This is a genomic window from Photorhabdus laumondii subsp. laumondii (assembly GCF_003343245.1).
Lineage (GTDB): Bacteria > Pseudomonadota > Gammaproteobacteria > Enterobacterales > Enterobacteriaceae > Photorhabdus > Photorhabdus laumondii.
The window spans coordinates 1,744,266-1,768,432 of the sequence record NZ_CP024901.1; the positions used below are offsets into that span (position 1 = coordinate 1,744,266).

At 40.0% G+C, this 24,167-nt stretch carries 23 protein-coding genes, 6 tRNA genes, 2 other RNA genes and 1 pseudogene; 24 read left to right on the forward strand and 8 right to left on the reverse strand.

What is annotated here, in order from left to right; genetic code table 11:
* The first annotated feature begins 48 nt into the window (after positions 1–48).
* From ybgC to PluTT01m_RS26610, 15 genes are all read left to right on the forward strand, one after another.
* Positions 49–453: a tol-pal system-associated acyl-CoA thioesterase gene (ybgC, locus tag PluTT01m_RS07535; protein WP_011145754.1), complete on the forward strand. Its 405-nt coding sequence runs from the start codon at positions 49–51 to the stop codon at positions 451–453.
* Positions 450–1,145: a Tol-Pal system protein TolQ gene (gene tolQ / locus PluTT01m_RS07540; RefSeq protein ID WP_011145755.1), complete on the forward strand. Its 696-nt coding sequence runs from the start codon at positions 450–452 to the stop codon at positions 1,143–1,145. Before ybgC ends, tolQ begins: the two co-directional genes overlap by 4 nt.
* 14 nt (positions 1,146–1,159) lie before the next feature.
* Positions 1,160–1,585, forward strand: coding sequence for a colicin uptake protein TolR (gene tolR, locus PluTT01m_RS07545; RefSeq protein ID WP_011145756.1), 426 nt, complete (start codon positions 1,160–1,162; stop codon positions 1,583–1,585).
* A 45-nt stretch (positions 1,586–1,630) separates the two neighbouring features.
* Positions 1,631–2,701, forward strand: a complete 1,071-nt coding sequence (gene tolA, locus PluTT01m_RS07550) for a cell envelope integrity protein TolA (protein ID WP_011145757.1) — start codon at positions 1,631–1,633, stop codon at positions 2,699–2,701.
* A 213-nt stretch (positions 2,702–2,914) separates the two neighbouring features.
* Positions 2,915–4,207 (forward strand): Tol-Pal system beta propeller repeat protein TolB, encoded by a 1,293-nt coding sequence (gene tolB / locus PluTT01m_RS07555; RefSeq protein ID WP_011145758.1) that lies wholly within the window; start codon positions 2,915–2,917, stop codon positions 4,205–4,207.
* A 42-nt stretch (positions 4,208–4,249) separates the two neighbouring features.
* Positions 4,250–4,750: a peptidoglycan-associated lipoprotein Pal gene (gene pal / locus PluTT01m_RS07560; protein WP_011145759.1), complete on the forward strand. Its 501-nt coding sequence runs from the start codon at positions 4,250–4,252 to the stop codon at positions 4,748–4,750.
* A gap of 9 nt (positions 4,751–4,759) precedes the next feature.
* A complete protein-coding gene (gene cpoB / locus PluTT01m_RS07565; protein WP_011145760.1) occupies positions 4,760–5,536 on the forward strand; it encodes a cell division protein CpoB in 777 nt (258 codons plus the stop codon).
* A 147-nt stretch (positions 5,537–5,683) separates the two neighbouring features.
* Positions 5,684–5,759 (forward strand) — tRNA-Lys (locus PluTT01m_RS07570).
* 34 nt (positions 5,760–5,793) lie between these two features.
* Positions 5,794–5,869, forward strand: a tRNA-Lys gene (locus tag PluTT01m_RS07575).
* 34 nt (positions 5,870–5,903) lie between these two features.
* Positions 5,904–6,043: transfer RNA gene (locus PluTT01m_RS26585), tRNA-Lys, on the forward strand.
* Between the two features lie 41 nt (positions 6,044–6,084).
* Positions 6,085–6,217, forward strand: a non-coding RNA gene (locus PluTT01m_RS26590) — RtT sRNA.
* Positions 6,218–6,258: 41 nt separating this feature from the next.
* Positions 6,259–6,391, forward strand: a non-coding RNA gene (locus PluTT01m_RS26595) — RtT sRNA.
* A 34-nt stretch (positions 6,392–6,425) separates the two neighbouring features.
* Positions 6,426–6,565 (forward strand) — tRNA-Lys (locus tag PluTT01m_RS26600).
* 34 nt (positions 6,566–6,599) lie between these two features.
* Positions 6,600–6,739: transfer RNA gene (locus tag PluTT01m_RS26605), tRNA-Lys, on the forward strand.
* 34 nt (positions 6,740–6,773) lie between these two features.
* Positions 6,774–6,913, forward strand: a tRNA-Lys gene (locus tag PluTT01m_RS26610).
* A gap of 68 nt (positions 6,914–6,981) precedes the next feature.
* On the opposite strand, the gene PluTT01m_RS26855 is transcribed toward PluTT01m_RS26610, so the two are convergent.
* Both PluTT01m_RS26855 and PluTT01m_RS07615 read right to left on the reverse strand, forming a co-directional pair.
* Positions 6,982–7,140, reverse strand: coding sequence for a hypothetical protein (locus tag PluTT01m_RS26855; RefSeq protein ID WP_157852097.1), 159 nt, complete (start codon positions 7,138–7,140; stop codon positions 6,982–6,984).
* Between the two features lie 79 nt (positions 7,141–7,219).
* Positions 7,220–8,071, reverse strand: coding sequence for an aminoglycoside 6-adenylyltransferase (locus PluTT01m_RS07615; protein WP_011145761.1), 852 nt, complete (start codon positions 8,069–8,071; stop codon positions 7,220–7,222).
* 410 nt (positions 8,072–8,481) lie between these two features.
* On the opposite strand from PluTT01m_RS07615, the gene PluTT01m_RS26860 reads away from it, so the two are divergent.
* The 6 genes from PluTT01m_RS26860 to PluTT01m_RS07640 all read left to right on the forward strand — a co-directional run bounded on the left by PluTT01m_RS26860 (position 8,482) and on the right by PluTT01m_RS07640 (position 13,478).
* Positions 8,482–8,628 carry a hypothetical protein gene (locus PluTT01m_RS26860; RefSeq protein WP_011145762.1) on the forward strand — a complete coding sequence of 49 codons (147 nt, stop codon included), beginning with the start codon at positions 8,482–8,484 and terminating at the stop codon, positions 8,626–8,628.
* A gap of 246 nt (positions 8,629–8,874) precedes the next feature.
* Entirely contained in the window at positions 8,875–9,777 is a 903-nt protein-coding gene (locus tag PluTT01m_RS07620; protein WP_011145763.1) for a phage tail protein, read from the forward strand.
* Between the two features lie 409 nt (positions 9,778–10,186).
* The gene (locus PluTT01m_RS07625; RefSeq protein WP_011145764.1) at positions 10,187–10,543 is read left to right on the forward strand and encodes a tlde1 domain-containing protein; all 357 of its coding nucleotides are present in this window, start codon (positions 10,187–10,189) and stop codon (positions 10,541–10,543) included.
* Entirely contained in the window at positions 10,540–10,923 is a 384-nt protein-coding gene (locus PluTT01m_RS07630) for a hypothetical protein (protein WP_011145765.1), read from the forward strand. Before PluTT01m_RS07625 ends, PluTT01m_RS07630 begins: the two co-directional genes overlap by 4 nt.
* A 405-nt stretch (positions 10,924–11,328) precedes the next feature.
* Positions 11,329–12,243, forward strand: a complete 915-nt coding sequence (locus PluTT01m_RS07635; protein WP_011145766.1) for a phage tail protein — start codon at positions 11,329–11,331, stop codon at positions 12,241–12,243.
* A gap of 416 nt (positions 12,244–12,659) precedes the next feature.
* The gene (locus PluTT01m_RS07640; RefSeq protein WP_011145767.1) at positions 12,660–13,478 is read left to right on the forward strand and encodes a tail fiber protein; all 819 of its coding nucleotides are present in this window, start codon (positions 12,660–12,662) and stop codon (positions 13,476–13,478) included.
* 157 nt (positions 13,479–13,635) lie between these two features.
* Here PluTT01m_RS07640 and PluTT01m_RS07645 read toward each other — a convergent pair whose 3' ends face one another.
* The 3 genes and pseudogenes from PluTT01m_RS07645 to PluTT01m_RS07660 form a co-directional block, all read right to left on the reverse strand.
* Positions 13,636–14,406: an ABC-2 family transporter protein gene (locus PluTT01m_RS07645; RefSeq protein WP_011145768.1), complete on the reverse strand. Its 771-nt coding sequence runs from the start codon at positions 14,404–14,406 to the stop codon at positions 13,636–13,638.
* Positions 14,399–15,001: pseudogene (locus PluTT01m_RS07650) on the reverse strand (ABC-2 family transporter protein); the annotation flags it as partial. The gene PluTT01m_RS07645 and the pseudogene PluTT01m_RS07650, both read right to left, overlap by 8 nt.
* Before the next feature lie 264 nt (positions 15,002–15,265).
* Positions 15,266–16,030, reverse strand: a complete 765-nt coding sequence (locus tag PluTT01m_RS07660) for an ATP-binding cassette domain-containing protein (protein WP_011145770.1) — start codon at positions 16,028–16,030, stop codon at positions 15,266–15,268.
* Between the two features lie 1,013 nt (positions 16,031–17,043).
* Between PluTT01m_RS07660 and nadA the strand changes: the two genes are divergently transcribed.
* The 3 genes from nadA to aroG all read left to right on the forward strand — a co-directional run bounded on the left by nadA (position 17,044) and on the right by aroG (position 20,430).
* Positions 17,044–18,084: a quinolinate synthase NadA gene (gene nadA / locus PluTT01m_RS07670; protein WP_011145771.1), complete on the forward strand. Its 1,041-nt coding sequence runs from the start codon at positions 17,044–17,046 to the stop codon at positions 18,082–18,084.
* Positions 18,085–18,260: 176 nt separating this feature from the next.
* A complete protein-coding gene (gene pnuC / locus PluTT01m_RS07675; RefSeq protein WP_011145772.1) occupies positions 18,261–18,986 on the forward strand; it encodes a nicotinamide riboside transporter PnuC in 726 nt (241 codons plus the stop codon).
* A gap of 391 nt (positions 18,987–19,377) precedes the next feature.
* Complete coding sequence (gene aroG / locus PluTT01m_RS07680) at positions 19,378–20,430, forward strand: 3-deoxy-7-phosphoheptulonate synthase AroG (RefSeq protein ID WP_011145773.1); 1,053 nt, start codon at positions 19,378–19,380, stop codon at positions 20,428–20,430.
* Positions 20,431–20,526: 96 nt separating this feature from the next.
* Here the strand turns inward: aroG and gpmA are convergent, their stop codons facing one another.
* From gpmA to modF, 3 genes are all read right to left on the reverse strand, one after another.
* Positions 20,527–21,279, reverse strand: a complete 753-nt coding sequence (gpmA, locus tag PluTT01m_RS07685) for a 2,3-diphosphoglycerate-dependent phosphoglycerate mutase (protein ID WP_011145774.1) — start codon at positions 21,277–21,279, stop codon at positions 20,527–20,529.
* 159 nt (positions 21,280–21,438) lie between these two features.
* Positions 21,439–22,266, reverse strand: a complete 828-nt coding sequence (locus tag PluTT01m_RS07690; RefSeq protein WP_011145775.1) for a CPBP family intramembrane glutamic endopeptidase — start codon at positions 22,264–22,266, stop codon at positions 21,439–21,441.
* Positions 22,267–22,670: 404 nt separating this feature from the next.
* Positions 22,671–24,146 (reverse strand): molybdate ABC transporter ATP-binding protein ModF, encoded by a 1,476-nt coding sequence (gene modF / locus PluTT01m_RS07695; protein ID WP_011145776.1) that lies wholly within the window; start codon positions 24,144–24,146, stop codon positions 22,671–22,673.
* Between the last annotated feature and the right edge of the window lie 21 nt (positions 24,147–24,167).

Consider the following 24,167-nt stretch of genomic DNA (forward strand, 5'->3'; position numbering starts at 1 on the left):
TGTCTTGAGTATAGTGGCAACGTTAATTCGCCTTATGTAGGATTGAAAGTGAGTAATACGTTGTTCCGGTGGCCCATTCGTATTTATTATGAAGATACAGATGTAGGCGGGATAGTTTATAACGGCCGTTATGTCGTCTTTTATGAAAGAGCACGTACTGAGATGTTACGTCAGCATGGAATTCATCAACAGCGTTTACTTGATGAACAAATTGCATTTGTTGTACGGCGTATGGTGGTTGATTACCGAGCCCCGGCCCGGCTTGATGATATGTTGGAGGTGCAGAGTGAAATTACGGATATTCGTCGAGCATCTTTGACATTTATTCAACGCATTGTTGATGGTAATGGAGCAATGATTAACAGCGCAGAAGTTTTAGTCGCCTGCGTGAATACATCTCAAATGAAGCCGATTGCGCTTCCAAAGTCTATTGTCGCGGAGTTTAAGCAGTGACTGACATGAACATTCTAGATTTATTCCTGAAAGCGGGCCTTTTGGTGCAACTGATCATGCTTATTTTGATCTGCTTTTCCGTTGCTTCATGGGCGATCATTATTCAAAGGACCAAAATTCTCAATGCAGCAACCCGAGAATCGGAGGCGTTTGAAGATAAATTCTGGTCGGGTATTGAATTATCACGCTTATATAAGGAAAGTCAGTCGCGTCGAGATTCTTTAGGTGGAACAGAACAAATTTTTTATTCTGGGTTCAAAGAATTTGCCCGTCTGCATCATGCAAATAATCATGCGCCAGAAGCGGTAATAACAGGGGCTTCACGTGCAATGCGTATCTCAATGAATCGTGAATTGGAATCGCTGGAAAGCCATATTCCATTCTTGGGGACAGTTGGCTCAATTAGCCCGTATATCGGTCTATTTGGTACGGTTTGGGGGATCATGCATGCATTTATCGCGTTAGGTGCGGTAAAACAGGCCACGCTCCAAATGGTAGCGCCGGGTATTGCAGAAGCGTTGATTGCAACGGCGATTGGTCTGTTTGCGGCGATTCCAGCCGTTATGGCATACAACCGTCTGAATCAGCGTGTTAATAAGCTGGAGCAAAATTACGATAACTTTATGGAAGAGTTTTTGGCTATTTTGCATCGTCAAGCTTTCGCGGCTGAAAATAAAGCAGAGAACAAATAGTAAGGGGAGAGGCTATGGCACGCACTCGTAGTCGCAAGCGTGAGCTGAAATCCGAAATCAATATCGTTCCCTTACTGGACGTATTGCTGGTTCTGTTGCTGATTTTTATGGCAACAGCACCGATTATCACTCAAAGCGTAGAAGTTGATCTGCCGGATGCGGTAGATTCTAAAACGGTTTCCAACTCCGATAATCCACCGGTAATCGTGGAGGTTTCTGGTGTTGGTCAGTACACCATGATAGTTAACCATGAACGGTTGGAATTATTGCCTGAGCCGCAGATTATTGTTGAAGCGCGGGCACAAATAGAAAAGAATCCAAAAACCGTTTTCTTGATTGGTGGTTCGAAGGAAGTGCCTTACGATGAGATTATTAAGGCACTCAATATGCTGCATCAGGCAGGTGTGAAATCCGTTGGTTTAATGACTCAGCCTATCTGAGTTTGGCCGACAGTTGCTGTTATTTGAAGATCTTGGATATCGAGCGTGGGAAAGACAAACGGGCAAAACAATAAATTAAATCGCGCTGTTATCGTTTCGGTTGTGTTGCATATTATTTTGATCGGGTTACTTATTTGGGGTTCCCTGACACGAAAAACTGAAATGGGTGGCGGTGGTCAGGATGGTTCTGTTATTGATGCTGTTATGGTCGATCCGAATGCGGTAGTACAGCAGTACAATCAACAGCAACAACAGCAGGCTGATGCTAAGCGTGCAGAGCAGTTACGAAACAAGAAAGCCGAACAGCAGGCCGCTGAATTAAGGGAAAAACAGGCTGAAGAGCAGGAACGTTTAAAAGCGGTAGAAGAAGAACGAATTAAAGCGCAACAGGCTGCGGAAGAACAGAAAAAGCAAGCTGTAGAAGCGGCAAACAAAGCCCGTGAAGAGCAAAAACAGGCAGAAGAAGCGGCGGCAAAAGCTAAAGCTGAAAAAGAAAAACTGATTAGAGAGCAGGCTGAGGCACAGAAGAAAGCCGAAGCGGAAGCTAAGAAAGAAGCTGAAGCCGTGGCTGCTAAACAAAAAGCCGCGGAAGAAGCGAAAGCCAAAGCAGACGCTGAGGCTAAAGCAAAAGCCAAGGCTGAAGCGGATGCTAAAGCCAAAACTGAGGCAGATGCAAAGGCTAAAGCCAAGGCCGAAGCTGACGCTAAGAAAAAAGCTGCTGCGCAAGCCGCTAAACAGGAAAGTGAAGTTGATGACTTACTGGGTGGCTTAACTTCCAATGCACCGAAACAGCAAGGAGGAGCTTCTGCTGCCGGTAAAGGTGGCGGCAAGAAAAGTGGCGCTTCAAATGCCGACATTAATAACTATCTGGGGCAGATCCAGATAGCGATACAGAATAAGTTTTACGATCCAAGCATGTATCGTGGGCGTACCTGTACATTACGGATTAAACTTGCTCCTGATGGCTTATTAATTGATGTCAAGTCAGAGGGAGGAGACCAGGCGTTGTGCCAAGCGGCGGTAGCGGCGGCTAAACAAGCGAAAATTCCGAAACCACCAAGCAAGGAGGTTTATGAAGTGTTTAAAAACGCGCCGCTTGATTTCAACCCTCAATAAAGTGGTTATTTATACCCTATGGATTTCAAAATGCATCGCGACGGCAAGGGAGAGAATCCCCAGGAGAATAGCAAACTATGTGACCGGGGTGAGTGAGTGCAGCTAATAAAGGGGCAACTTGAAAGATAACGGGTATATCTGGTTTTGTTTGTTGACGTTTGTTAATATTCTGCGAATTATTGCGACCATTCCATCGTGATAAGGGAGAGATTAATGAGGCAGGCTTTTAAAGTAGTACTAAGCATTTTAATGTTGTGGGTCACGGTTGCTCACGCAGAAGTTCGAATTGAGATCACCCAAGGTGTTGATTCTGCACGTCCTATTGGCGTTGTGCCCTTTAAATGGACTGGTGCGGGTAATGCACCGGAAGAGATAGGGGCGATCGTTGGGGCCGATCTTCGCAACAGCGGTAAATTTAACCCTATTGATATCAGCCGCATGCCACAGCAACCAACGACGACATCTGAGGTGACACCTGCTGCATGGTCGGCGTTGGGGATTGACGCTGTTGTTGTTGGTCAGATCCAACCAAGTGCGGATGGTGGTTTTTTAATCTCTTATCAATTGGTTGATACTGCGAGTGCTCCGGGTACGGTGCTTGCTCAGGATCAATTTAAAGTGACCAAACAGTGGTTACGTTATGCTGCACATACAGCCAGTGATCAAGTATTTGAAAAACTGACGGGCATCAAAGGCGCATTCCGTACTCGTCTGGCTTACATTGTAAAGACTAATGGCGGTAAATATCCGTATGAACTGCGTGTATCTGATTACGATGGTTACAACCAGTTCACTGTTCACCGTTCGCCGGAACCGTTGATGTCACCGGCTTGGTCTCCTGATGGTGCCAAACTGGCTTATGTGACATTTGAAAGTGGTCGTTCTGCCTTGGTTATTCAAACCTTGGCGAGTGGTGAAGTACGCCAGGTTGCTTCCTTCCCACGTCATAACGGTGCACCTGCATTTTCCCCTGATGGCAGTAAATTGGCATTTGCGTTGTCTAAATCGGGTAGTTTGAATCTTTACGTGATGGATTTGGGTTCAGCTCAGATCCGTCAGATTACAGATGGCCGCAGTAACAATACTGAGCCGAGTTGGATGCCGGATAACCAGACTTTGGTTTATACCTCTGATCAGGGTGGTCGTCCACAGTTATACAAAACCGATATAAATGGCGGTGCTCCGCAACGCCTCACTTGGGAAGGCACACAAAACCAGGATGCTGATGTAAGTGCTGATGGTAATTTTGTGATGATGGTCAGCTCAGAGAGTGGTAAGCAGCACATAGCTAAACAAGATCTGGCAACGGGAGCCGTTCAAATTTTGACGGATACGTTCCTGGATGAAACGCCGAGTATCGCACCTAACGGCACTATGGTGATTTATAGCTCCACCCAAGGGTTGGGGACTGTATTGCAGCTAGTTTCGACTGACGGGCGTTTCAAAGCGCGTCTTCCGGCAACCGATGGACAGGTAAAATTTCCTGCCTGGTCGCCGTATCTGTGATGCATAATAATATGTATGGCAAATTTTAAAAGGATCAAAGAGATGCAACTGAACAAAGTGCTAAAAGGGCTGATGTTAGCTTTACCAGTTATGGCCGTAGCAGCGTGTAGTTCTAACAAGAATGCTGATAACGATCAGACTGGTGTGGGCACTGTTAATGAAACTAATGCGGGTCTGTCAGCAGAGGAATTAGCTCGTCAGCAAATGCAAGAGCTACAAAACAACAACATCGTATATTTCGGTTTTGACAAATACGACATCAACTCAGATTTTACTCAGCTGCTAGACGCTCACGCGGCATTCCTGCGCAGCAACCCATCTTATAAAGTTGTTGTAGAAGGTCATGCTGACGAACGTGGTACTCCTGAGTACAACATCGCATTAGGTGAACGCCGTGCTAATGCAGTGAAAATGTACCTGCAAGGCAAAGGTGTTTCCGGTGAGCAAATCTCTATCGTCTCTTACGGTAAAGAGAAACCCGCTGTACTGGGTCACGACGAAGCCGCCTATGCTAAAAACCGTCGCGCAGTACTGGCATACTAAGAGTAGTTCATGAACAGTAACTTCAGACATCATTTTTTGGGTCTGTCGTTATTGGTTGGCGTAGCGGTTCCCTGGGCCGCTATTGCCCAAGCGCCAATCAGTAATGTCGGCTCGGGTTCTACCGATGAACGCCTTACCCAATTAGAGCGTATTTCCAATGCTCACAGTCAGCTATTAACTCAGCTCCAGCAGCAACTTGCTGATTCTCAACGTGATATTGACATGCTTCGAGGGCAGATTCAGGAGAATCAGTATCAGCTCAATCAGATTATAGAGCGGCAGAAGGATATTTATCAGCAACTGGAAGGTGCTACTAGTTCTGAGGGGAGTAAACCTGCTGCAAATACAGCTTCTTCAACGGCAAGTAATACAAAAAACAGTGGCAATCAGGCATCATCATCTGTCAGTACAGGCAGCGAGAAGGGTGATTATGACGCTGCTGTTCATTTGGCAGTGAATACCAAAGAATATGATAAAGCGATTATAGCCTTTCAGAGTTTCGTGAAGAGTTACCCAAAATCGAGTTACATGCCTAATGCTAATTATTGGTTAGGACAGCTTAATTACAACAAGGGTAAAAAAGACGAAGCTGCGTATTACTTTGCTACGGTAGTAAAAGAGTACCCTAAGTCGCAGAAGAGTGGTGAATCGCTTTATAAAGTTGGTTTAATCATGCAAGACAAGGGCCAGAAAGATAAAGCGAGATCGGTTTATCAACAGGTCATGAAACAATATCCTGGTTCGAACGCAGCTAAACTGGCAGAGAAAAAGCTTTCTACGCTGTAATTATTGGCCCCGGAAGGGTGTAATAATACATTTTCGGGGTTTGTTGAGTGCTTAGTAAGCATTTAAACGTAATTTGAAAAAATAATTATTGCGTAGTGCAGAAAAATCAGTAATATATGCCGCCGTTGCCGAGAGAAGTCACAAGATGGGTCGTTAGCTCAGTCGGTAGAGCAGTTGACTTTTAATCAATTGGTCGCAGGTTCGAATCCTGCACGACCCACCATCTTAAAGCTTCATTCAAAACCAATTTCCCAGATGGGTCGTTAGCTCAGTCGGTAGAGCAGTTGACTTTTAATCAATTGGTCGCAGGTTCGAATCCTGCACGACCCACCATCTTAGAGTTTCATTCAAAACCAATTTCCCAGATGGGTCGTTAGCTCAGTCGGTAGCGCAGTTGACTTTTAATCAATTGGTCGCAGGTTCGAGCCGAGCGAAGCGAGACAACAGCGCGTAAGCGCTGGCCCGAAGGGCGAGGCCGTAGGCCGAGTCATCCTGCACGACCCACCATCTTAGAGCTTCATTCAAAACCAATTTCCCAGATAGGTCGTTAGCTCAGTCGGTAGAGCAGTTGACTTTTAATCAATTGGTCGCAGGTTCGAGCCGAGCGAAGCGAGACAACAGCGCGTAAGCGCTGGCCCGAAGGGCGAGGCCGTAGGCCGAGTCATCCTGCACGACCCACCATCTTAGAGCTTCATTCAAAACCAATTTCCCAGATAGGTCGTTAGCTCAGTCGGTAGAGTAGTTGACTTTTAATCAATTGGTCGCAGGTTCGAGCCGAGCGAAGCGAGACAACAGCGCGTAAGCGCTGGCCCGAAGGGCGAGGCCGTAGGCCGAGTCATCCTGCACGACCCACCATCTTAGAGTTTCATTCAAAACCAATTTCCCAGATGGGTCGTTAGCTCAGTCGGTAGCGCAGTTGACTTTTAATCAATTGGTCGCAGGTTCGAGCCGAGCGAAGCGAGACAACAGCGCGTAAGCGCTGGCCCGAAGGGCGAGGCCGTAGGCCGAGTCATCCTGCACGACCCACCATCTTAGAGTTTCATTCAAAACCAATTTCCCAGATGGGTCGTTAGCTCAGTCGGTAGCGCAGTTGACTTTTAATCAATTGGTCGCAGGTTCGAGCCGAGCGAAGCGAGACAACAGCGCGTAAGCGCTGGCCCGAAGGGCGAGGCCGTAGGCCGAGTCATCCTGCACGACCCACCATCTTAGAGTTTCATTCAAAACCAATTTCCCAGATGGGTCGTTAGCTCAGTCGGTAGCGCAGTTGACTTTTAATCAATTGGTCGCAGGTTCGAGCCGAGCGAAGCGAGACAACAGCGCGTAAGCGCTGGCCCGAAGGGCGAGGCCGTAGGCCGAGTCATCCTGCACGACCCACCATCTTAGAGCTTCATTCAAAACCAATTTCCCAGATGGATCGTTAGCTCAGTCGGTAGCGCAGTTGACTTTTAATCAATTGGTCGCAGGTTCGAGCCGAGCGAAGCGAGACTGACTGACATTTCGACGAGTGGTACCGGGTCGCTTTGTTCCATATTCTCTTCATCGTTCTGCTGAATAATTACTTCCTTGATCGTAACTGTATGAGAAGAGTCCTTTTGCATTTTCATTTTTTTCTAGTTTCCTCATTGAACTGTTTCGTTTGACTTTTGATTACACTTACAGGTTTTTTGTGGTGTTCGAGATTATTTAACCATAACAAACTTGCATAATATGCTTCCTGACTTTACTGGGTAGCTCACTATCGAACTCAAACCCCTTCATTTCTGCCACTTCAGCAGAAATCTCCGAATAAAGCTCTGTGGTTTCCAGCAATGCTCGTATCGCTTCTTCTTTGCCATAACTGCTAAAAATCCCTTGAATATGTTTGCTGAACTTCTCAGGCAGCCATTCATGCAAATGATGGCCGTTGTACCAGACATCCGTCTTTCCATCACTTTTTATCGAGACGTACCACTCCATCATTGCCAGCAATAAGTCTTTCATCTCATTATCCCTCATTCTTGCATGCCATAAATCACCACGAGTGATATAAACAGGTACTTGTGTTGCCTCGAACCAGAACTCGCGCAGGTTTTCATTAAACTCTGTTGATGATGGAATATACGATTTAGTCAATTGGTGAGTAATTTCAGGAAGTCCGTTTGTAAGGCCCGTCTTATCAAGGAGGACCTTATAGCCGCGTTGATAAAGTTCATCCAAGCCTCTTTGTTTCATATCTTTCAGGCGTTTAACACTTGCCAGTGTGAAATCCACCTTACGACCGCCGTTAAAAACGACCAGACAAGTTGGCCAATCTGGTTCATCCTCTTTTTCATTAGCCAGATGCAATGCAACCATAACGTCACCCAACTGCTTAAACCATAAATCGTTGCCTATTAATTCATCTGTTCCTGAACCAATCAGTTCTATATCTAGATCTGAGAATTTATCTACACGTGCATTTCTGGCACGGGAACCTGTTTGGATAACTGTATCAATACGGGGATCGTTATGGGCAAAAGTCAGGATTTTTTCCAGAAGGATTACCGGGTCTTCCATTATATGAAGTTCCTATTTAACTTTAGTAATGATTGATGAGTGAGCCTAATCTCATAAATTAGCAGGTAATGTAATAACTTATAACAGGTAAAATACTCCGCGACAAATTGTTATAAATTGGTTACTTTGTTTAGTATATAAAACAAAATTGTGTGGATTTTTTGATAAGTAGTCGGTTCCATGAGGCATTTTTTGCCTCGTCAAACTAAGCCTTTAGTGGTTGTTTTGCATCTGGGTGTTTTTCTCAGAACGTTTTCGATGATGCAATGGATATTATTTTCATCACAGTCACCTTAATCCCGTCATGGGACTGTGGCAAGTATTATATCGCTTAACTGTAGTTGTTTTATGGGTGAAATATATCAACTGTAATATCACAAGCTATAGAGTAGGTATGGGATGAGGTGTGTATGATGGTATCTCAGCACTTGCATTTATCGACACGTTTTCAGAACTGGCAACTTAAGGGTATCGATAATAACAATGCGCGTGTTTTCTACAAAGATAGGGAATCCTATGATATTCCTGAGCATTACCGCTTAGATGTTTTTGTCTAAATGCCAGAAGATTCAGTTTGAAATTTAAAACAGAAAAAGTTACGGGATGAAATAGAAAGAATAAGAGAAAAATAATTTCCAGATGTTAAATGTAAATTTTTAAGGTATATTTTCGATTCCAAAATATTGAACTATATTATTTTTCTGAACTAGACTTTAATTGGAGTGAATTGCAGGAGAGTTATTTTTAAAATAATTCAATATATTGATTATAAAATAATATTATTTAATTTAAGGAGAAAGTACATGAGTCATAAGAATGATTTTAAAGCTTTTTCTATTAGTGATAATGCAAATGTGGTTAGTCAAGAAAAATATGAAGAAAACCAAAGTTTGCAGACTGGATTTCCATCGGGTAATGTTACCACTCACTTGTTAAATAAGGTATTACGTCAGTCATCAACCATATCATCTGTCGTCGCTGATTTTATCGCGACACAATCTGGCAATGATATTCTGGATGATGGAAATGTAGCTAAACTCACCGCTCAATTAAATAAAGCGATAGCACAAAAAATTACAACAGATATGCCCAATGCTTCATTAACACAAAAAGGTGTTGTTCAGCTTACAAATGTGATTGGCAATAGTGATACATTGGCAGTGACGCAAAAGCTTGTTCAGCAAGAAATAAACTCATTACGTGAGCATACTTATACCCGCGAAGAGATAGATAACCGGATTAAAACAGTCGGTGAAATTCCTGTTGGTTCTCCTATTCCCTGGCCGTTGCCCTATCCACCTGTTGGTTATCTCACTTGCAACGGCTCAGCTTTTAATAAATTACAGTACCCAAAGTTAGCAGAAGCTTATCCTGACGGTAGGCTACCTGATTTAAGGGGCGAATTTATTCGTGGTTGGGATGATGGACGCGGTGTGGACATGGGACGCACAATGCTGTCGTGGCAGGGGGATGCGATGCAGCGAATGACAGGTTTTTTAGAAGCTGGTAACGGCATTGGTTTGATGACGCGTCCACATGATTCCACATCCGGAGTTTTTCTAGAGGGTGACTTGAGAACAATATCTCATGTGACACAAAATGGAACATCGTACGCAGTTAGTTTCGATTCATCACGTGTCGCACGTACTGCAAATGAAACTCGCCCTCGTAACATTGCATTTAACTACGTTGTAAGGGCAGCATAATTCTAGTGGCCGGAGCAGATTGAAGTAAGAATAAAGCCGGTTAGTCTGGCTTTATTTTTTTTCTGAAAACAGAAAAAGGGTAATGTGCCGTATTCTTGTGTAATGCCTAATGCCTAATGCCTAATGCCGAAAGCGATTTTGGATTATATCAACCAGCGTGCCTACATATGCCGTAGAACACGGAAGTGAAAATCTTTAATACCAGATATTCGTGTCCATATGTCAGAAGATTCAGTTTGGAACTGGAAGCAAAAAAAGTTACAGGAAAATATGGAGAATAAATCCAGTTATTTTAGTAATGTATGAGAACTATTCAGATATGTTATTGTCTAATTGATGAGCTATATGGGTTTTATTTAATTTGTAGAAATGAAACTTAGTATTAATAATTCAAGTAGAGGCATGCACTATGACGTGGATTTATCAACAATACAGTGGTGAAATTTATCACGATACGAAGCTAATTGGCCACGGTTGGAGTGGTCAGGGTATACATAAGAATAATCCTGCATCAGAAGGTATAAAAAACTTAGGTCCTATACCCAGAGGTTATTATAAAATAACCGGTGAAAATAGCTCAAAAGGCCCCATGACTATTATCCTTGACCCATGTAGTTATAATGATATGCATGGCCGTAGTGCTTTTAGAATTCACGGTGCTAGCAGAAAAGATCCTGAACATTCATCAGAAGGTTGTATAATTCTTAATAGAGATATACGACGTGAGATATTGCTCTCGCACGATATGGATTTGGTTGTCGAATGAAAAGACTAATATTGATATTAACTGCGATGCTTTTTACTGCTAACGCTGTGGCGGGAACAAGATCTGATGATTGTGCAGATATTAACGGTTGGAATGTTCAGCAAGTAATACAGAAAGCTGAACAAAAAGGTATTATTAAGTCTGATAATGTTGATATTTCAAAGAGTGCTAGCATTCTGTTAAATGAATTTCCTCTGAAACACAATGGTAGGATAATTACGTTAAATGATGGAGTGGAAGGGGAAAAACTCTCTACTGAGGTGATAAAGGTTTCTTTGTTTGATAAATCAAGAAACTCGACAGTAAATATTATTGCTGTCACCCTAGTATCAAACATCGAATGTTCGTTAACAGATCCTAGTGTTATAGTCATTCCATAAACCTATTCTATCAAGCAACGGAATAGATAAGGAAATAAAGCCGGGTAACCGGCTTTATTTTTTTATTCTGAAAACAGAAAAAGGGTAATGTGCCATATTTTTGCGGTAAAATTTCATAATAGCATCGATGGGGTTTCAATATGTACTCGCAACAAATGTACATATCGACACACCATCGAGATATTTTCTTAATTTCCATTTCTTGCAAAGCCGAAAGCGACTCCAAAATATTGAACTACTTATTGCTGCCAATGATACAAAAACGGTTAAGCTTATAAGTAATAAGAACACAGTGTTATTTTTTTCTTGAACTAGACTTTGATTAGCCTGAATTACAGGGGATTATTTTTACAATAATTCAAGATGTTGATTATTAAATAACATTATTTAATTTAAGGAAAATATATGAGTCACAAGAATGATTTTAAGGCTTTTTCTATTAGTAGTAATGCAAATGTCATTAGTCAAGCAAAATATGAACAAAACTTGGGTTTGCAGGTGGGATTTTCTCCGGATAATGTTCCCACTCATTTGTTAAATAAGGTATTACGTCAGTCATCAACTATATCATCTGTCGTCGCTGATTTTATCGCGACACAATCTGGCAATGATATTCTGGATGATGGAAATGTAGCTAAACTCACCGCTCAATTAAATAAAGCGATAGCACAAAAAATTACAACAGATATGCCCAATGCTTCATTAACACAAAAAGGTGTTGTTCAGCTTACAAATGTGATTGGCAATAGTGATACATTGGCAGTGACGCAAAAGCTTGTTCAGCAAGAAATAAACTCATTACGTGAGCATACTTATACCCGCGAAGAGATAGATAACCGGATTAAAACAGTCGGTGAAATTCCTGTTGGTTCTCCTATTCCCTGGCCGTTACTCTATCCACCTTTCGGTTATTTTATTTGTAATGGCTCACCTTTTAATAAATCACAGTATCCGAAGTTGGCGGAGGCTTATCCTAGCGGTAGATTACCTGATTTAAGAGGAGAATTTATCCGCGGATGGGATGATAATCGTGGTGTTGATAGTGGTCGTGGGCTTTTGTCTTGGCAGGGAGATGCAATTAGAAATATTACAGGGACAACTCAAATGATACATGCTCAGATGGGCGGTGCTCCCCAGACGCCTGTTGTGAGTGGGGTTATGGCATCGTCGCGATATGCTACGGCAGATACACGTTCAGCAAATAGCGGCGGTAGTACTGATCTTACATATTTTGACATTGATGCATCAAGACAAGTCCCAACCGCTAACGAAAATAGACCCCGTAACGTGGCATTTAACTACATCGTAAAGGCGGCATAATTCTAGTGGCTGGAGCAGCTTGCAGTAAGAATAAAGTCGGTTAGTCCGGCTTTATTTTTTTATTCTTAAAATAGAGAAAGTTGTGTGACATTCCAGAACACTGTCGCTTAGATATTCGTGTCTAAATGCCAGAAGATTCTATTTTGAATTTAAAACAGAAGAAGTTACAGGAAGGAATGTAAAAAATAATTTCAGAGATTAAATATAAATTTTGAGGGGATATATTTTCGATTAAAAAATGTTGAGATATTTATTGCTGCCAATTATATAAAAATGATTAACCTCATAAGTAATAAGAACGCTCCATTGTGATTTTTCTGAACTAGACTGTTATTTATGTAAATTACGATAAATCGTTTTTACAATAGTTTAATATGTTTCTTATGAAAGAATATTATTTGATTCAAGAGGTATGTATGAGTCCTAAAAATGATTTTAAGGCTTTTTCTATTAGTGATAATGCGAATGTGGTCAGTCAAGAAAAATATGAAGAAAACCAGGGTTTGCAGACTGGCTTTCCCCCAGATAATGTTCCTACGCACGTGTTAAATAAGGTATTACGTCAAGTATCAACGGTATCATCTGTGGTGGCTGATTTTATTGCGGCACAATCTGGCAATGATGTTCTGGATGATGGAAATATAGCTAAACTCACAGATCAATTGAATAAAGCGTTAGAACAAAAAATTACAACAGATATTCCCAGTGCTTCGTTAACACAAAAAGGTGTTGTCCAGTTGACAAATGTGATGGGTAATAGCGACACATTGGCAGTGACACAAAAGCTTGTTCAGGAAGTAATAAATGCATTACGTGCAGATATTACTATACCTGTGGGTTCACCTATACCGTGGCCGTTGCCTAATCCCCCTACCGGTTATTTTATTTGTAATGGTTCAGCTTTTAATTCATTACAGTACCCGCAATTAGCTGAAGCTTATCCTAGTGGTAGATTACCTGATTTAAGAGGTGAGTTTATCCGGGGATGGGATGATGGGCGTGGGGTTGATCTGGGGAGGGCGCTATTGACTTGGCAAGAAAGCACTTCATTGGCGGAATACCTTGGTCATTTCCCAAGAGGGGGAGGGCAACAGATAGTAAACTACGACGGTATTGCAAGTAGTGCGGCAGGATATTTAAAATACAACGTAACATCACCAACAACCACTGGGGTTAATTTCTTACGATTTCGACCACGCAATGTCGCATTTAACTACATTGTCAGGGCGGCATAATTTTAGTGGCGGAAGCAGCGTGCAGCAAGAATAAAGCCGGTTAGTCCGGCTTTATTTTTTTGGTTATTTAAAATAAATCTAAGGAATTACCAACTTTACTTGAATTAGAATGTGAACTATAGCTTACTGAAATAATTTCCAATTTCATTACGTTTCCTCACGTTATATATTTCGAATACCTTTTGACACCAATATCAAAAACCAATTTCGCTATAAAAATTAAAATCAATGTGACCAGAGTTTGAATAAAAAACCATTTCATACTCATTATTCCACTTGCTACTGAAGCTGGAACACCAGTTATAAATAGACACGGAAGTATGAACATTAAAATAAAACGAACTACACCATGAAAAGATTGTTCAGGTCTCACCAATACTTTAAAACAAGGATTTGAGTTCTTAATACTAACTAATGAAGCTGTCCAAAATATTGTTGTTCTTATTATCCATGTAATTGAAGTAAGTATTAAGACTCCTTCTAATGCCATTATCAAATGTAAAAAAACCAACAAAATATTAGTACCAAGGTAAATATGTACAGTAAAAAATAATACTAAAGATAGGAATGACAATAAAAAATGCTCAAATACAATATTTGTAGTGACATATAAAAATTGAGTATTTATAGGTAACGTTAAATGAGGTTCTAACTTTAATGACTTGACTTTTTTAACTAGCAAGAAGCTTCCTTTACCAAATAAAAAAAGATAAAAATTATCGACTAAACATACCGTAGTGAAAAATATAATAACAAAATCATCAGATAAAATATAACTTGAAGATTGTGAATTTAAAATAGCATACCAAAAAAAAGCTTGTGCTATATAGTAACTAAAATTAACAAAAGCGGATAACCAAAAATTTAATGGGCTTCTTTTTGCTTCTGATAATCCACTTTTAAAACCAATAAATATAACTCTAAGCATTACCATTATATCCTTGATTGTATTTTAACATATAATTCCAAATAAAATTAAAAATCATCATTAAACACATCATGACTAAGAATCCATTAAATATAAAATAAATAGATATTGAATTTGTTGCAAATTTAACTGGAATATAGGTAATATATTGAAACGGAATATAATTAAATATTGATTTTAAAGAGTCACCAAACACATCTAATGGTATCAACGCACCTGAAAGGACCCATGACAAAGTATCCTTAATAATGATAAAAGAGTACGAGCCTCTAAATTTGAATGCCATACATGACAATATCATTGTTAAGTACAAATTGATAAATAACCCTATACATAACGAAATAAATAGATATATAATATTAGGAATGTCTTTTTGGTATATAATTATGAATGAAATTAATGGTGACATTATAAATAATCTAGCTAATATCTGTCCGAAAGCATATTCTGAATAATATAATAGTATGGATTTTGGTATTATAATTAGTCTATCTATACTACCATCTTCAATATGGAACGATAAATTTTCTGGAAATCCGGTAATACTTGTCAATTGAAATATAATAACAGACCATAATATATAAACTATTATCTCATCATGCGTATATACCCGTCATCTTTCAAGTTGCCTCTTTGTTGGCTGCACTCACTCACCCCGGTCACATAGTTATCTATGCTCCCGGGGATTCGCTCCCTTGCCGTCGCGATGCTTCTTGAAATCCATAGGGTATAGTTAACAAAACCATTTGATTTTGTCATGGTATCCCAAAAAGATAGTTCAACCGCATATAATGTTACAATTATAAATAAGTAACCAAATATTATATTCTTAGCCCTAATGGTTTCAATAAAAGAAAATTTAATTATCACAGAAAAGCCTCTCTAGATATAGCGCATTCTTTTCTTTCGAATTATTTTTATTTAGATGTATTTTTGATATTTCACCATCCTTCAAGAAGATAATATCTTTGCAAACATCCGCAATATCTATCATATTATGTGAGGTAATTAGTATTTTACTTTCATTATTTTGAGCATAATCTTTTAAAATATTTCGTAATAGAATTTGTGACTCTATATCTAATCCGATTGTTGGTTCATCCAATATCAGTAATTTTGGCCTATTAAGAAAGTGTATTAATAAGTTAGATTTTACAGATTGACCTAAAGAGCACGTTTTTGCAGGTTTTTTTGCTATGCTATTCAGGTTCAACATTTCTATCATATTTTCAACACTATTCTTATCATAATTACGTTTATATATCTTAGAAAAAAACTCAATATTTTCATAGAGAGATAACTCATCCCAAAGCATTGACTTATTGCCAAAAACGATACCAAGATTAGATAAAAGATTAAGAGGTCTTCCATTTGAATCAATACCAAAAACAGTAATATTTCCAGAATTTGGAGTTAAAATACCGGAAATCAGCTTTATTAAAGTTGTTTTTCCGGCGCCATTCCTCCCCAGTAATCCTATAATCTTGCTATCGTCAAATATTTCAATATTTATATTTTCAAATAAAACTATTTCGATTTCATTTAATGAAAATATATTTTTAAAAATATTTTTTTTAATTTCTCTACTTTTATAACTAAAGCATAAATCAGTAATTTTTATCATTTTAATTCACTATTTTTGTAAGTAATATGTCATTGTCATGCATGATATATTCTTTTACTTTACTATTTTCACCATAAACAATAAATTCTTCTTTATCTAGATTCATTATTCTTTTCGCATAATCTTGATCCTAAAATAACCTATTTAATACTTCACCAGTTTCTAAATGCCAACTTAAAATATAGCAACTGTAACTTAATTTATAGTAAAATTAATATTTGTTGTCAAATTAGAAAACCTGTTTGTTAACAAAAATGTTGAATCACATCACAAAGCTGACTCCTTATTAGATGCTATATTTACTCTTTTATGTAAAATGTTAAAACCACCGGCTTCGAGATAAAGATAGTTTGTCTTTCAAAGTCGAAATGGTATATCGTGTTTTATATTTAAAAAACATTAATCATACCCGATTTTTATCTTTATTAATGCGGTATTACTGGCAGTTTTGAGTCGTTTTTATCAGTCGCTACCCTTTATGTTTTTTAGGATAATCAAGCTTTTTTCAGAGATTAAATCTTGCCACATTAACTGTTTTGTCCGCTTTTTTATTTTGTTATCTTTTATGTCTTTGTTCATGAAATAACGGCGAGAAAACGCTTAAATACCAGTTATTCGGATAATATTTTTTTGTGTTCTAATTTCTTTTTAACTCATTGCTAATGGTTAATGGACTTCGATTAAATTCAATTAACTATTTTTTTAAAAGTGCATTTATTATTGATTTTAATTCGTTATTAAAAAGAGGGTAAGCCGGTAAAACGATTCTCATGCTTGGGATTTCCTTATTTTTTAATTAAAAAATAATTTAATAAATAGCTTTAATAAAACAGCTTTTATAAATATAATAATGTTTTCTGTTTAGCCATCCTATCATAGATAAAATATCTCGCGATAAATTACTATAAATTGATCATTTTGTTTAGTATATTAAACAAATCTGGGCAAATTTTCGGACTGAAAACCAAAATTATCGCTTTTTAAAACCATATACTAAACAGAGAGTCAAAGTAATGAACCAGTATATTGATTTTAATTCAACCATTTATCCATTCCCACCTAAACCTGCCTTTCTCAGTAAGGATGAAAAAAAACATTACCGTGAAAAAATTAAACGCCTTCTAAAACAGCAGGATGCCGTTATGGTCGCACATTATTACACCGACCCTGAGATCCAAGCTTTAGCTGAAGAGACAGGAGGGTGTGTTGCCGATTCATTGGAAATGGCACGTTTTGGTAATAATCATCCGGCCTCTACTTTATTAGTTGCCGGTGTGCGGTTTATGGGAGAAACCGCCAAAATTCTCAACCCGGAAAAGCGTGTTTTAATGCCAACGCTGGAAGCTGAGTGTTCGCTAGATCTTGGTTGCCCTGAAAAAGAGTTCACCCAGTTTTGTGATGACCATCCTGATCGTACCGTTGTGGTTTATGCAAATACATCAGCAGCCGTTAAAGCACGAGCAGATTGGGTTGTGACTTCAAGTATTGCTGTTGAACTGATCGATTATCTGGATAGTCAGGGAAAGAAGATAATTTGGGCACCCGACCGCCACTTGGGGAATTATGTCCGTAAACAAACAGGAGCCGATATTCTGTGTTGGCAGGGGGCTTGTATTGTTCATGATGAATTTAAAACTCAGGCTTTAATAAGGGTAAAAGGTCTGCATCCCGATGCTGCGGTATTGGTTCATCCTGAATCACCGCAAGCGGTTATTGATCTGGCTGATGCTGTTGGTTCGACCAGCCAATTAATCAAATCAGCGCAATCTTTGCCACATCAGAAACTGATTGTGGCAACGGATAAAGGCATCTTTTATAAAATGCAGCAAGCATGTCCTGAGAAGCAGTTATTTGCAGCACCTACGGCTGGAGAAGGGGCGAGTTGCCGTAGTTGTGCTCATTGTCCGTGGATGGCAATGAATGGTTTGCAAGCCATCGTTCAGGGGTTGGAGCAGGGAGGGGGTCAACATGAGATATTGGTTGAAAAAGAGTTACGGGAAAAGGCGCTTGTTCCTTTAAATAGGATGCTTGATTTTGCAGCTCAGCTAAAATAGAAAATTGAATAATGAAGGTAATATTTTGTTGTATACCCAATGGATTTCAAGATGGATCGCGACGGTAAGGGAGCGAATCTCCGGGAGCAGAGATAACGATGTGAGCGGGGTGAGTGAGTGCAGCCAACAAAGAAGCAACTTGAAAGATGACGGGTATAGATAATAGGATATAACAGATGAATTTTTTCAGCATTAACAACATATTAGTCAATATCCCTCTGGGAAAAGGAGGATATGATTTATCGTGGATTGAAGCGGTAGGGACGATCGCTGGCTTGTTATGTATTTGGTTTGCCAGTCAGGAGAAGATAATTAACTATTTGTTTGGGCTAATTAATGTCACATTATTTGCTGTGATTTTCTTCCAAATTCAACTTTATGCCAGTTTATTGCTGCAATTATTCTTCTTTGCGGCAAATATTTATGGTTGGTATGCCTGGAGCAGGGTTAATGATCAGCAGCAGATTGAACTTAAAATACGTTGGTTAAGTTTGAATAAGGCGGTAATAATTAGTCTGATTTCTGTGCTATTGATCGCCATTATGACTTTTAATATTGATCGAGTCTTTGGCTATCTGACTCAGATTGCCGTTACGATTATGCAAAAATTTGGCTTTAATGTTCAGATGCCGATATTGGAGCCTGATGCCTTCCCATTCTGGGATTCGACAATGACGGTGCTATCTATTGTGGCAATGGTTTTGATGACTCGTAAATATGTCGAAAACTGGCTGGTATGGATGGTCATCAATGTGATAAGCGTTGTTATCTATTTCCATCAAGGCGTGCTGGCAATGTCGTTGCAGTATGTGATTCTCTTGGGCATTGCATTTAATGGTTCCCGTTTGTGGATTCAGGCAGCTAAGGAGAACCATTCTTTGCCATTATCTCATGTGAAATAGTTTGCTAACTATGCCAGAGAATTGTTTTGTCGATTTCTGGCATATTTTTAGGTATTTACTTTAATAATTTTCATTTCTAAAGATATTTCAACTATAAGAATGGAATTAACCACATTTGACTATATCATCTTGCTATGTCTTGAGTTCATCAGCATTGATTTATTTATTCTCTACAAAGAATATTTACAGTTTGGCTTCTAACAGTTAGATTAAAATCACGAGATTGCTTTAATTAAATATATACCCAATAGATTTCAAGATGCATCGCGACGGCAAGGGAGCGAATCCCCGGGAGCATAGGTAACTATGTGACTGGGGTGAGAGAGTGCAGCCAACAAAGAGGCAACTTGAAAGATGACGGATATACAAAGATGTTAGATGAGAGAGGGTTATGAATTACCAGAATGACGATATAAGAATTAAAGAGATAAAAGAATTATTACCTCCTGTGGCACTACTTGAAAAATTTCCAGCAACTGAAAAGGCTGCATTGACAGTATGTAAGGCGCGTAAAACGATTCATCAAATTCTGACGGGTGAAGATGAGCGTCTGTTGGTGGTGATTGGGCCATGTTCTATTCATGATCCTAAAGCAGCAATGGAATATGCCGGGCGGTTGAATGAATTGCGTGAAGAGCTGAAAGAGGATCTGGAAGTTGTCATGCGAGTTTATTTTGAAAAACCGCGCACAACTATTGGCTGGAAAGGGTTAATTAATGACCCTCATATGAATCACAGTTTTGATATTAATGATGGTTTGCGTTTAGCTCGTCAGTTGTTACGGGATATTAATGATATGGGGCTACCGGCTGCGGGTGAATATCTGGATATGATTTCTCCACAGTATTTAGCCGATTTGATGAGTTGGGGAGCAATTGGCGCTCGTACAACGGAATCTCAGGTCCATCGTGAGTTGGCTTCTGGTCTTTCCTGTCCGGTTGGTTTTAAAAATGGTACTGATGGTGCGATAAAAGTTGCCATTGATGCGATTAATGCAGCGGGTTCCCCTCACAGTTTCCTTTCTGTCACTAAGTGGGGACATTCTGCGATTGTAAATACCAGCGGAAACAACGATTGTCATATTATCCTGCGTGGCGGTAAAGAGCCGAATTACAGTTCTGAACATGTTGCTGTCGTGAAGCAAAACTTGGAAAAAGCAGGTTTACCGGCAAGAATTATGATTGATTTCAGTCATGCCAATAGTTCTAAGCAATTTAAAAAGCAGATGGATGTGTGTTCAGATGTGAGCCGGCAGCTTATTGCTGGGGAGAAAGCGATTATTGGTGTCATGGTAGAAAGTCATTTGGAAGAGGGAAATCAGAACCCGGATAGCGGTCTGCCATTGGTATATGGCAAAAGTATTACTGATGCTTGCATTGGTTGGGCTGACACTGAAATTTTGTTACGTCAATTGTCGTCGGCAATAAAAGCGCGTCGTGGCTGATAACATTTTTCCGATGTAAAAAAACCGGAATCGACAACTCCGGTTTTTTATGTTCGCTGGAAAATAGGGTGTCAGCAATTTTTTATCGGCAATGAATTATTTTGCCTTACCTTGGTTTGCTACCGCCGCGGCTTTTGCTGCGATTTCATCAGCGTTACCCAGATAGTAATGTTTGATTGGTTTCATGTTTTCGTCGAATTCATAAACCAAAGGTACTGCTGTTGGGATATTCAGCTCAAGAATGGTTTCTTCGCTCATATTATCCAGATATTTAACCAAAGCACGCAAAGAATTACCGTGCGCTGCGATAATCACTTTCTCACCTTGAGCAACGCGCGGTTTGATCACTTCTTCCCAGTAAGGGATCACGCGTTCAATCGTTGTTGCCAGGCTTTCAGTCACGGGTAACTCTTCTGGCTTCAAATTTGCATAACGCGGATCATGGCCTGGGAAACGTTCATCATCTTTAGTTAAATCTGGTGGGGTGATAGCAAAACCACGACGCCACAGTTTAACCTGATCATCACCGTATTTAGCTGCGGTTTCTGCTTTGTCCAAACCTTGCAGAGCGCCATAATGACGTTCATTTAGTTTCCAGCTTTTTTCAACAGGTAACCACTGTTGATCAACCTGATCCAGAATGTTCCACAGCGTATGGATAGCGCGTTTTAGCACGGAGGTGTAGGCAAAATCAAAAACAAAACCTTCTTCTTTCAACAGTTGCCCTGCTTGTTGAGCTTCGGCGCGACCTTTTTCAGATAACGCGACGTCAGTCCAGCCAGTGAAACGGTTCTCTCTGTTCCACTCGCTTTCGCCATGTCTTACCAGAACCAGTTTAGTGACAGCCATAGCTTAAACTCCTTAAAAATCAAACTTAATAATAACTAAGCGCATTATATTGCCCTATGCACCAGAACAGCAATCAATAGTCTTGTTTCAAACTTTATTTGGTTTAAGGTTTGCATCTTTTGCAGATTGCTGAATATATACTGGGCAAGTTTGACACGTTTATAACGCAGTCACCAACTTGATTGGATAAGTAAAGAACAACAAATGAACCAAATTGAGCACGAAATGGAACCCAACAGAAACCCACAGACGGCCACTCCACATCCATGCCAGCCCATATATTAATCCGGCAAGTGCAGCAAATATCATCAGTAATGGGCCGCCAGCGAAGTGTGCGCCACCAAAAATCAAAGCAGTGATGATCAGGGCAAAATAGGGGTTAATCCACTGACTCAATCTCTGTTGGATATAACCTCGGAATAGCGCTTCTTCTGCCAGAGAAATGAAGAAAATATTGGCCAATATAAACATCGGTAACCATTGTGGCATGTGCAATTCAACTGCGAGCCCTCCGAGAGCCGTTGCTATGCTTAACAATACAGGAATAGCAATAGCTAAGATTATCCATGCATAAGGCCGAATTTTGGTCAGTGGCTTTGTTGTAAATAGGCTAGGCATGCAACATAACAGCAGGAAAGGAATGAGGGCTTTGTCAAAGTTGAAATACATTGAGAATGGGGCACTGTGAGGGCCTGCCTGAACTTTATCGAGATATTTCAGGTTATTAAAACCGGGGAGCAGATGTAGGAATAATGCCACCGCAAAGGCGAGTAATAGCAGTTCAGTTGTGATTTTAATGATGTTATTTTGTTGAAAATGAATACGTAGCGCACCTAACAAAAAAATAATCGCAATAGTGGCGACTGCCGGATAAATCACAGTTTGTGTGACAAATCCGGTAATAACTGCGGCCAGTAGAACAATCAGTGCAGTAGTGCGGTGTATAGCTAATAACGCTAGTGATGTAGTAAGTAAACCCCAAATCATATATTTCCCTTTATTTTTAACAAATTAAAAAAGGCTCTGAAAAGCAGACCAAAAATTAATGATAGATGTTATTTAGTGAGCAAAAATAATAATGCATGATAACTAAATTGCGATGTTTTTTTCACTGGTCGGAGAAGTTTTTATGCTGGTAATCATCGTTCCTTAATTCAGACTCTTTGGTCAAGGATTAATCACCTTATTAAGGTACTAATAGAAATGGCCGTGATGAAAATTGGCTATACCCGTTATCCTTCAAGTTGCCTCTTTGTTGGCTGCACTCGCTCACCCCGGTCACATCGTTATCTATGCTCCCGGGGATTCACCCCCTTGCCGTCGCGATGCATCTTGAAATCCATAGGGTATAGACTCATTAAGATCCCCGCATAACGGGGAACTATCAGAAATCAATCAGAAACTTTCTCTGTTTTGTAGCAGTATAGATCACCATCAGGGATAAATATTAGTCGGTGAGTAATGCATTGCGGCGCATCTTCTTGATGATGAGAAACAAACAGTAGCTGAGTATCACCGTCAGCGATCATGACATCAATAAAACGTAATACTAACTGGCGGTTGAGTGGATCAAGCCCTTGGAGAGGTTCATCAAGGATTAATAAAGCCGGATGTTTAACCAGTGCGCGAGCTATCAGAACAAGTCGTTGTTGTCCCCATGAAAGGCGGTGAAACGGGCCGTTGGCAATCTGAGCAGATAAGCCCAGTAAAGCCAGCCATTCATCAGCAAGTTGCTGCTGGCGATCTGATACTGTCTGATAAAGACCAATTGAATCGAAGAAACCGGACAGAATCACATTACGAACGCTGATACTGACACGATATTCCAGATGAATGCTGTTGCTAATATAGCCAATATGGCGTTTGATATCCCAAATGGTTTCGCCGCTACCGCGTTGACGGCCAAACAGGATCAGCTTATTACTGTAGCCTTGAGGATGATCTCCGGTAATCAAACTCAGAAGCGTTGATTTTCCGGCACCATTTGGGCCAATAATTTGCCAATGTTCACCTGAATTCACTTGCCAATCTAGCCCATGCAAAATTGGCTGATCATTATACTGAACGATACCATTACGTAGAATAATCAGCGGTTGATCGGGCGGTAGCTGATTATCGACAGGAAATTCATCTGTTTCAGGTAAATGAATACCGTTCAGTTTTTCACTGTGTGCCAGTTGAGCCACCAAGGAATCTGCCATCACTTTTTCTTTGGTGCCAATAGAGGTTAGCTGGCAATCTGCTAGTACGCCAATCTGATCAACAAAATCTGGGATTTCACTGAACCGGTTAAGGATAAGTACCAAAACGATTCCTTTTGATGACAATTTTTCCAGTAATTCAGTGAATTGACCACGGGAAAATAGATCAAGGCCATTAAAAGGTTCATCAAGAATCAGCAAATCAGGTGAAGTCATCAGTGCCTGGCAAAGTAATGTCTTGTGGGTTTCACCAGTAGAAAGATATTTAAAACGACGGGAAAGTAAATCCATAATACCGAACTGTTTTGCCAGTTCCAGGCAAAGTTCATTATCTTTATGATAAAGCTGGATAATTTCTGCCGCAGTGCGGCCGGTATCATCTTCATCATCACTGAGCATATCACTATTATTACGTTGCCACTCTTCTTCCGTCAGTTTTTGTAATTGTTCTAGAGAGACGCGGGCGCACTTGCGAAATGAGCAATTTCGTTCGCCGGAAAGCAGGACTAATTCATTTGAAAGCGCACGGGCCAATGATGATTTTCCGCTACCATTTGCACCAATAAAAGCCCAATTTTCGCCGGAGGCTATTTTTAGTGATGATAACTGCAAGGTACGGGTATCACTTAAACGGAAACAGCCTTGCGTTATTTGCAATTCAGACATCTTTTATTCCTTTTTAAGCAA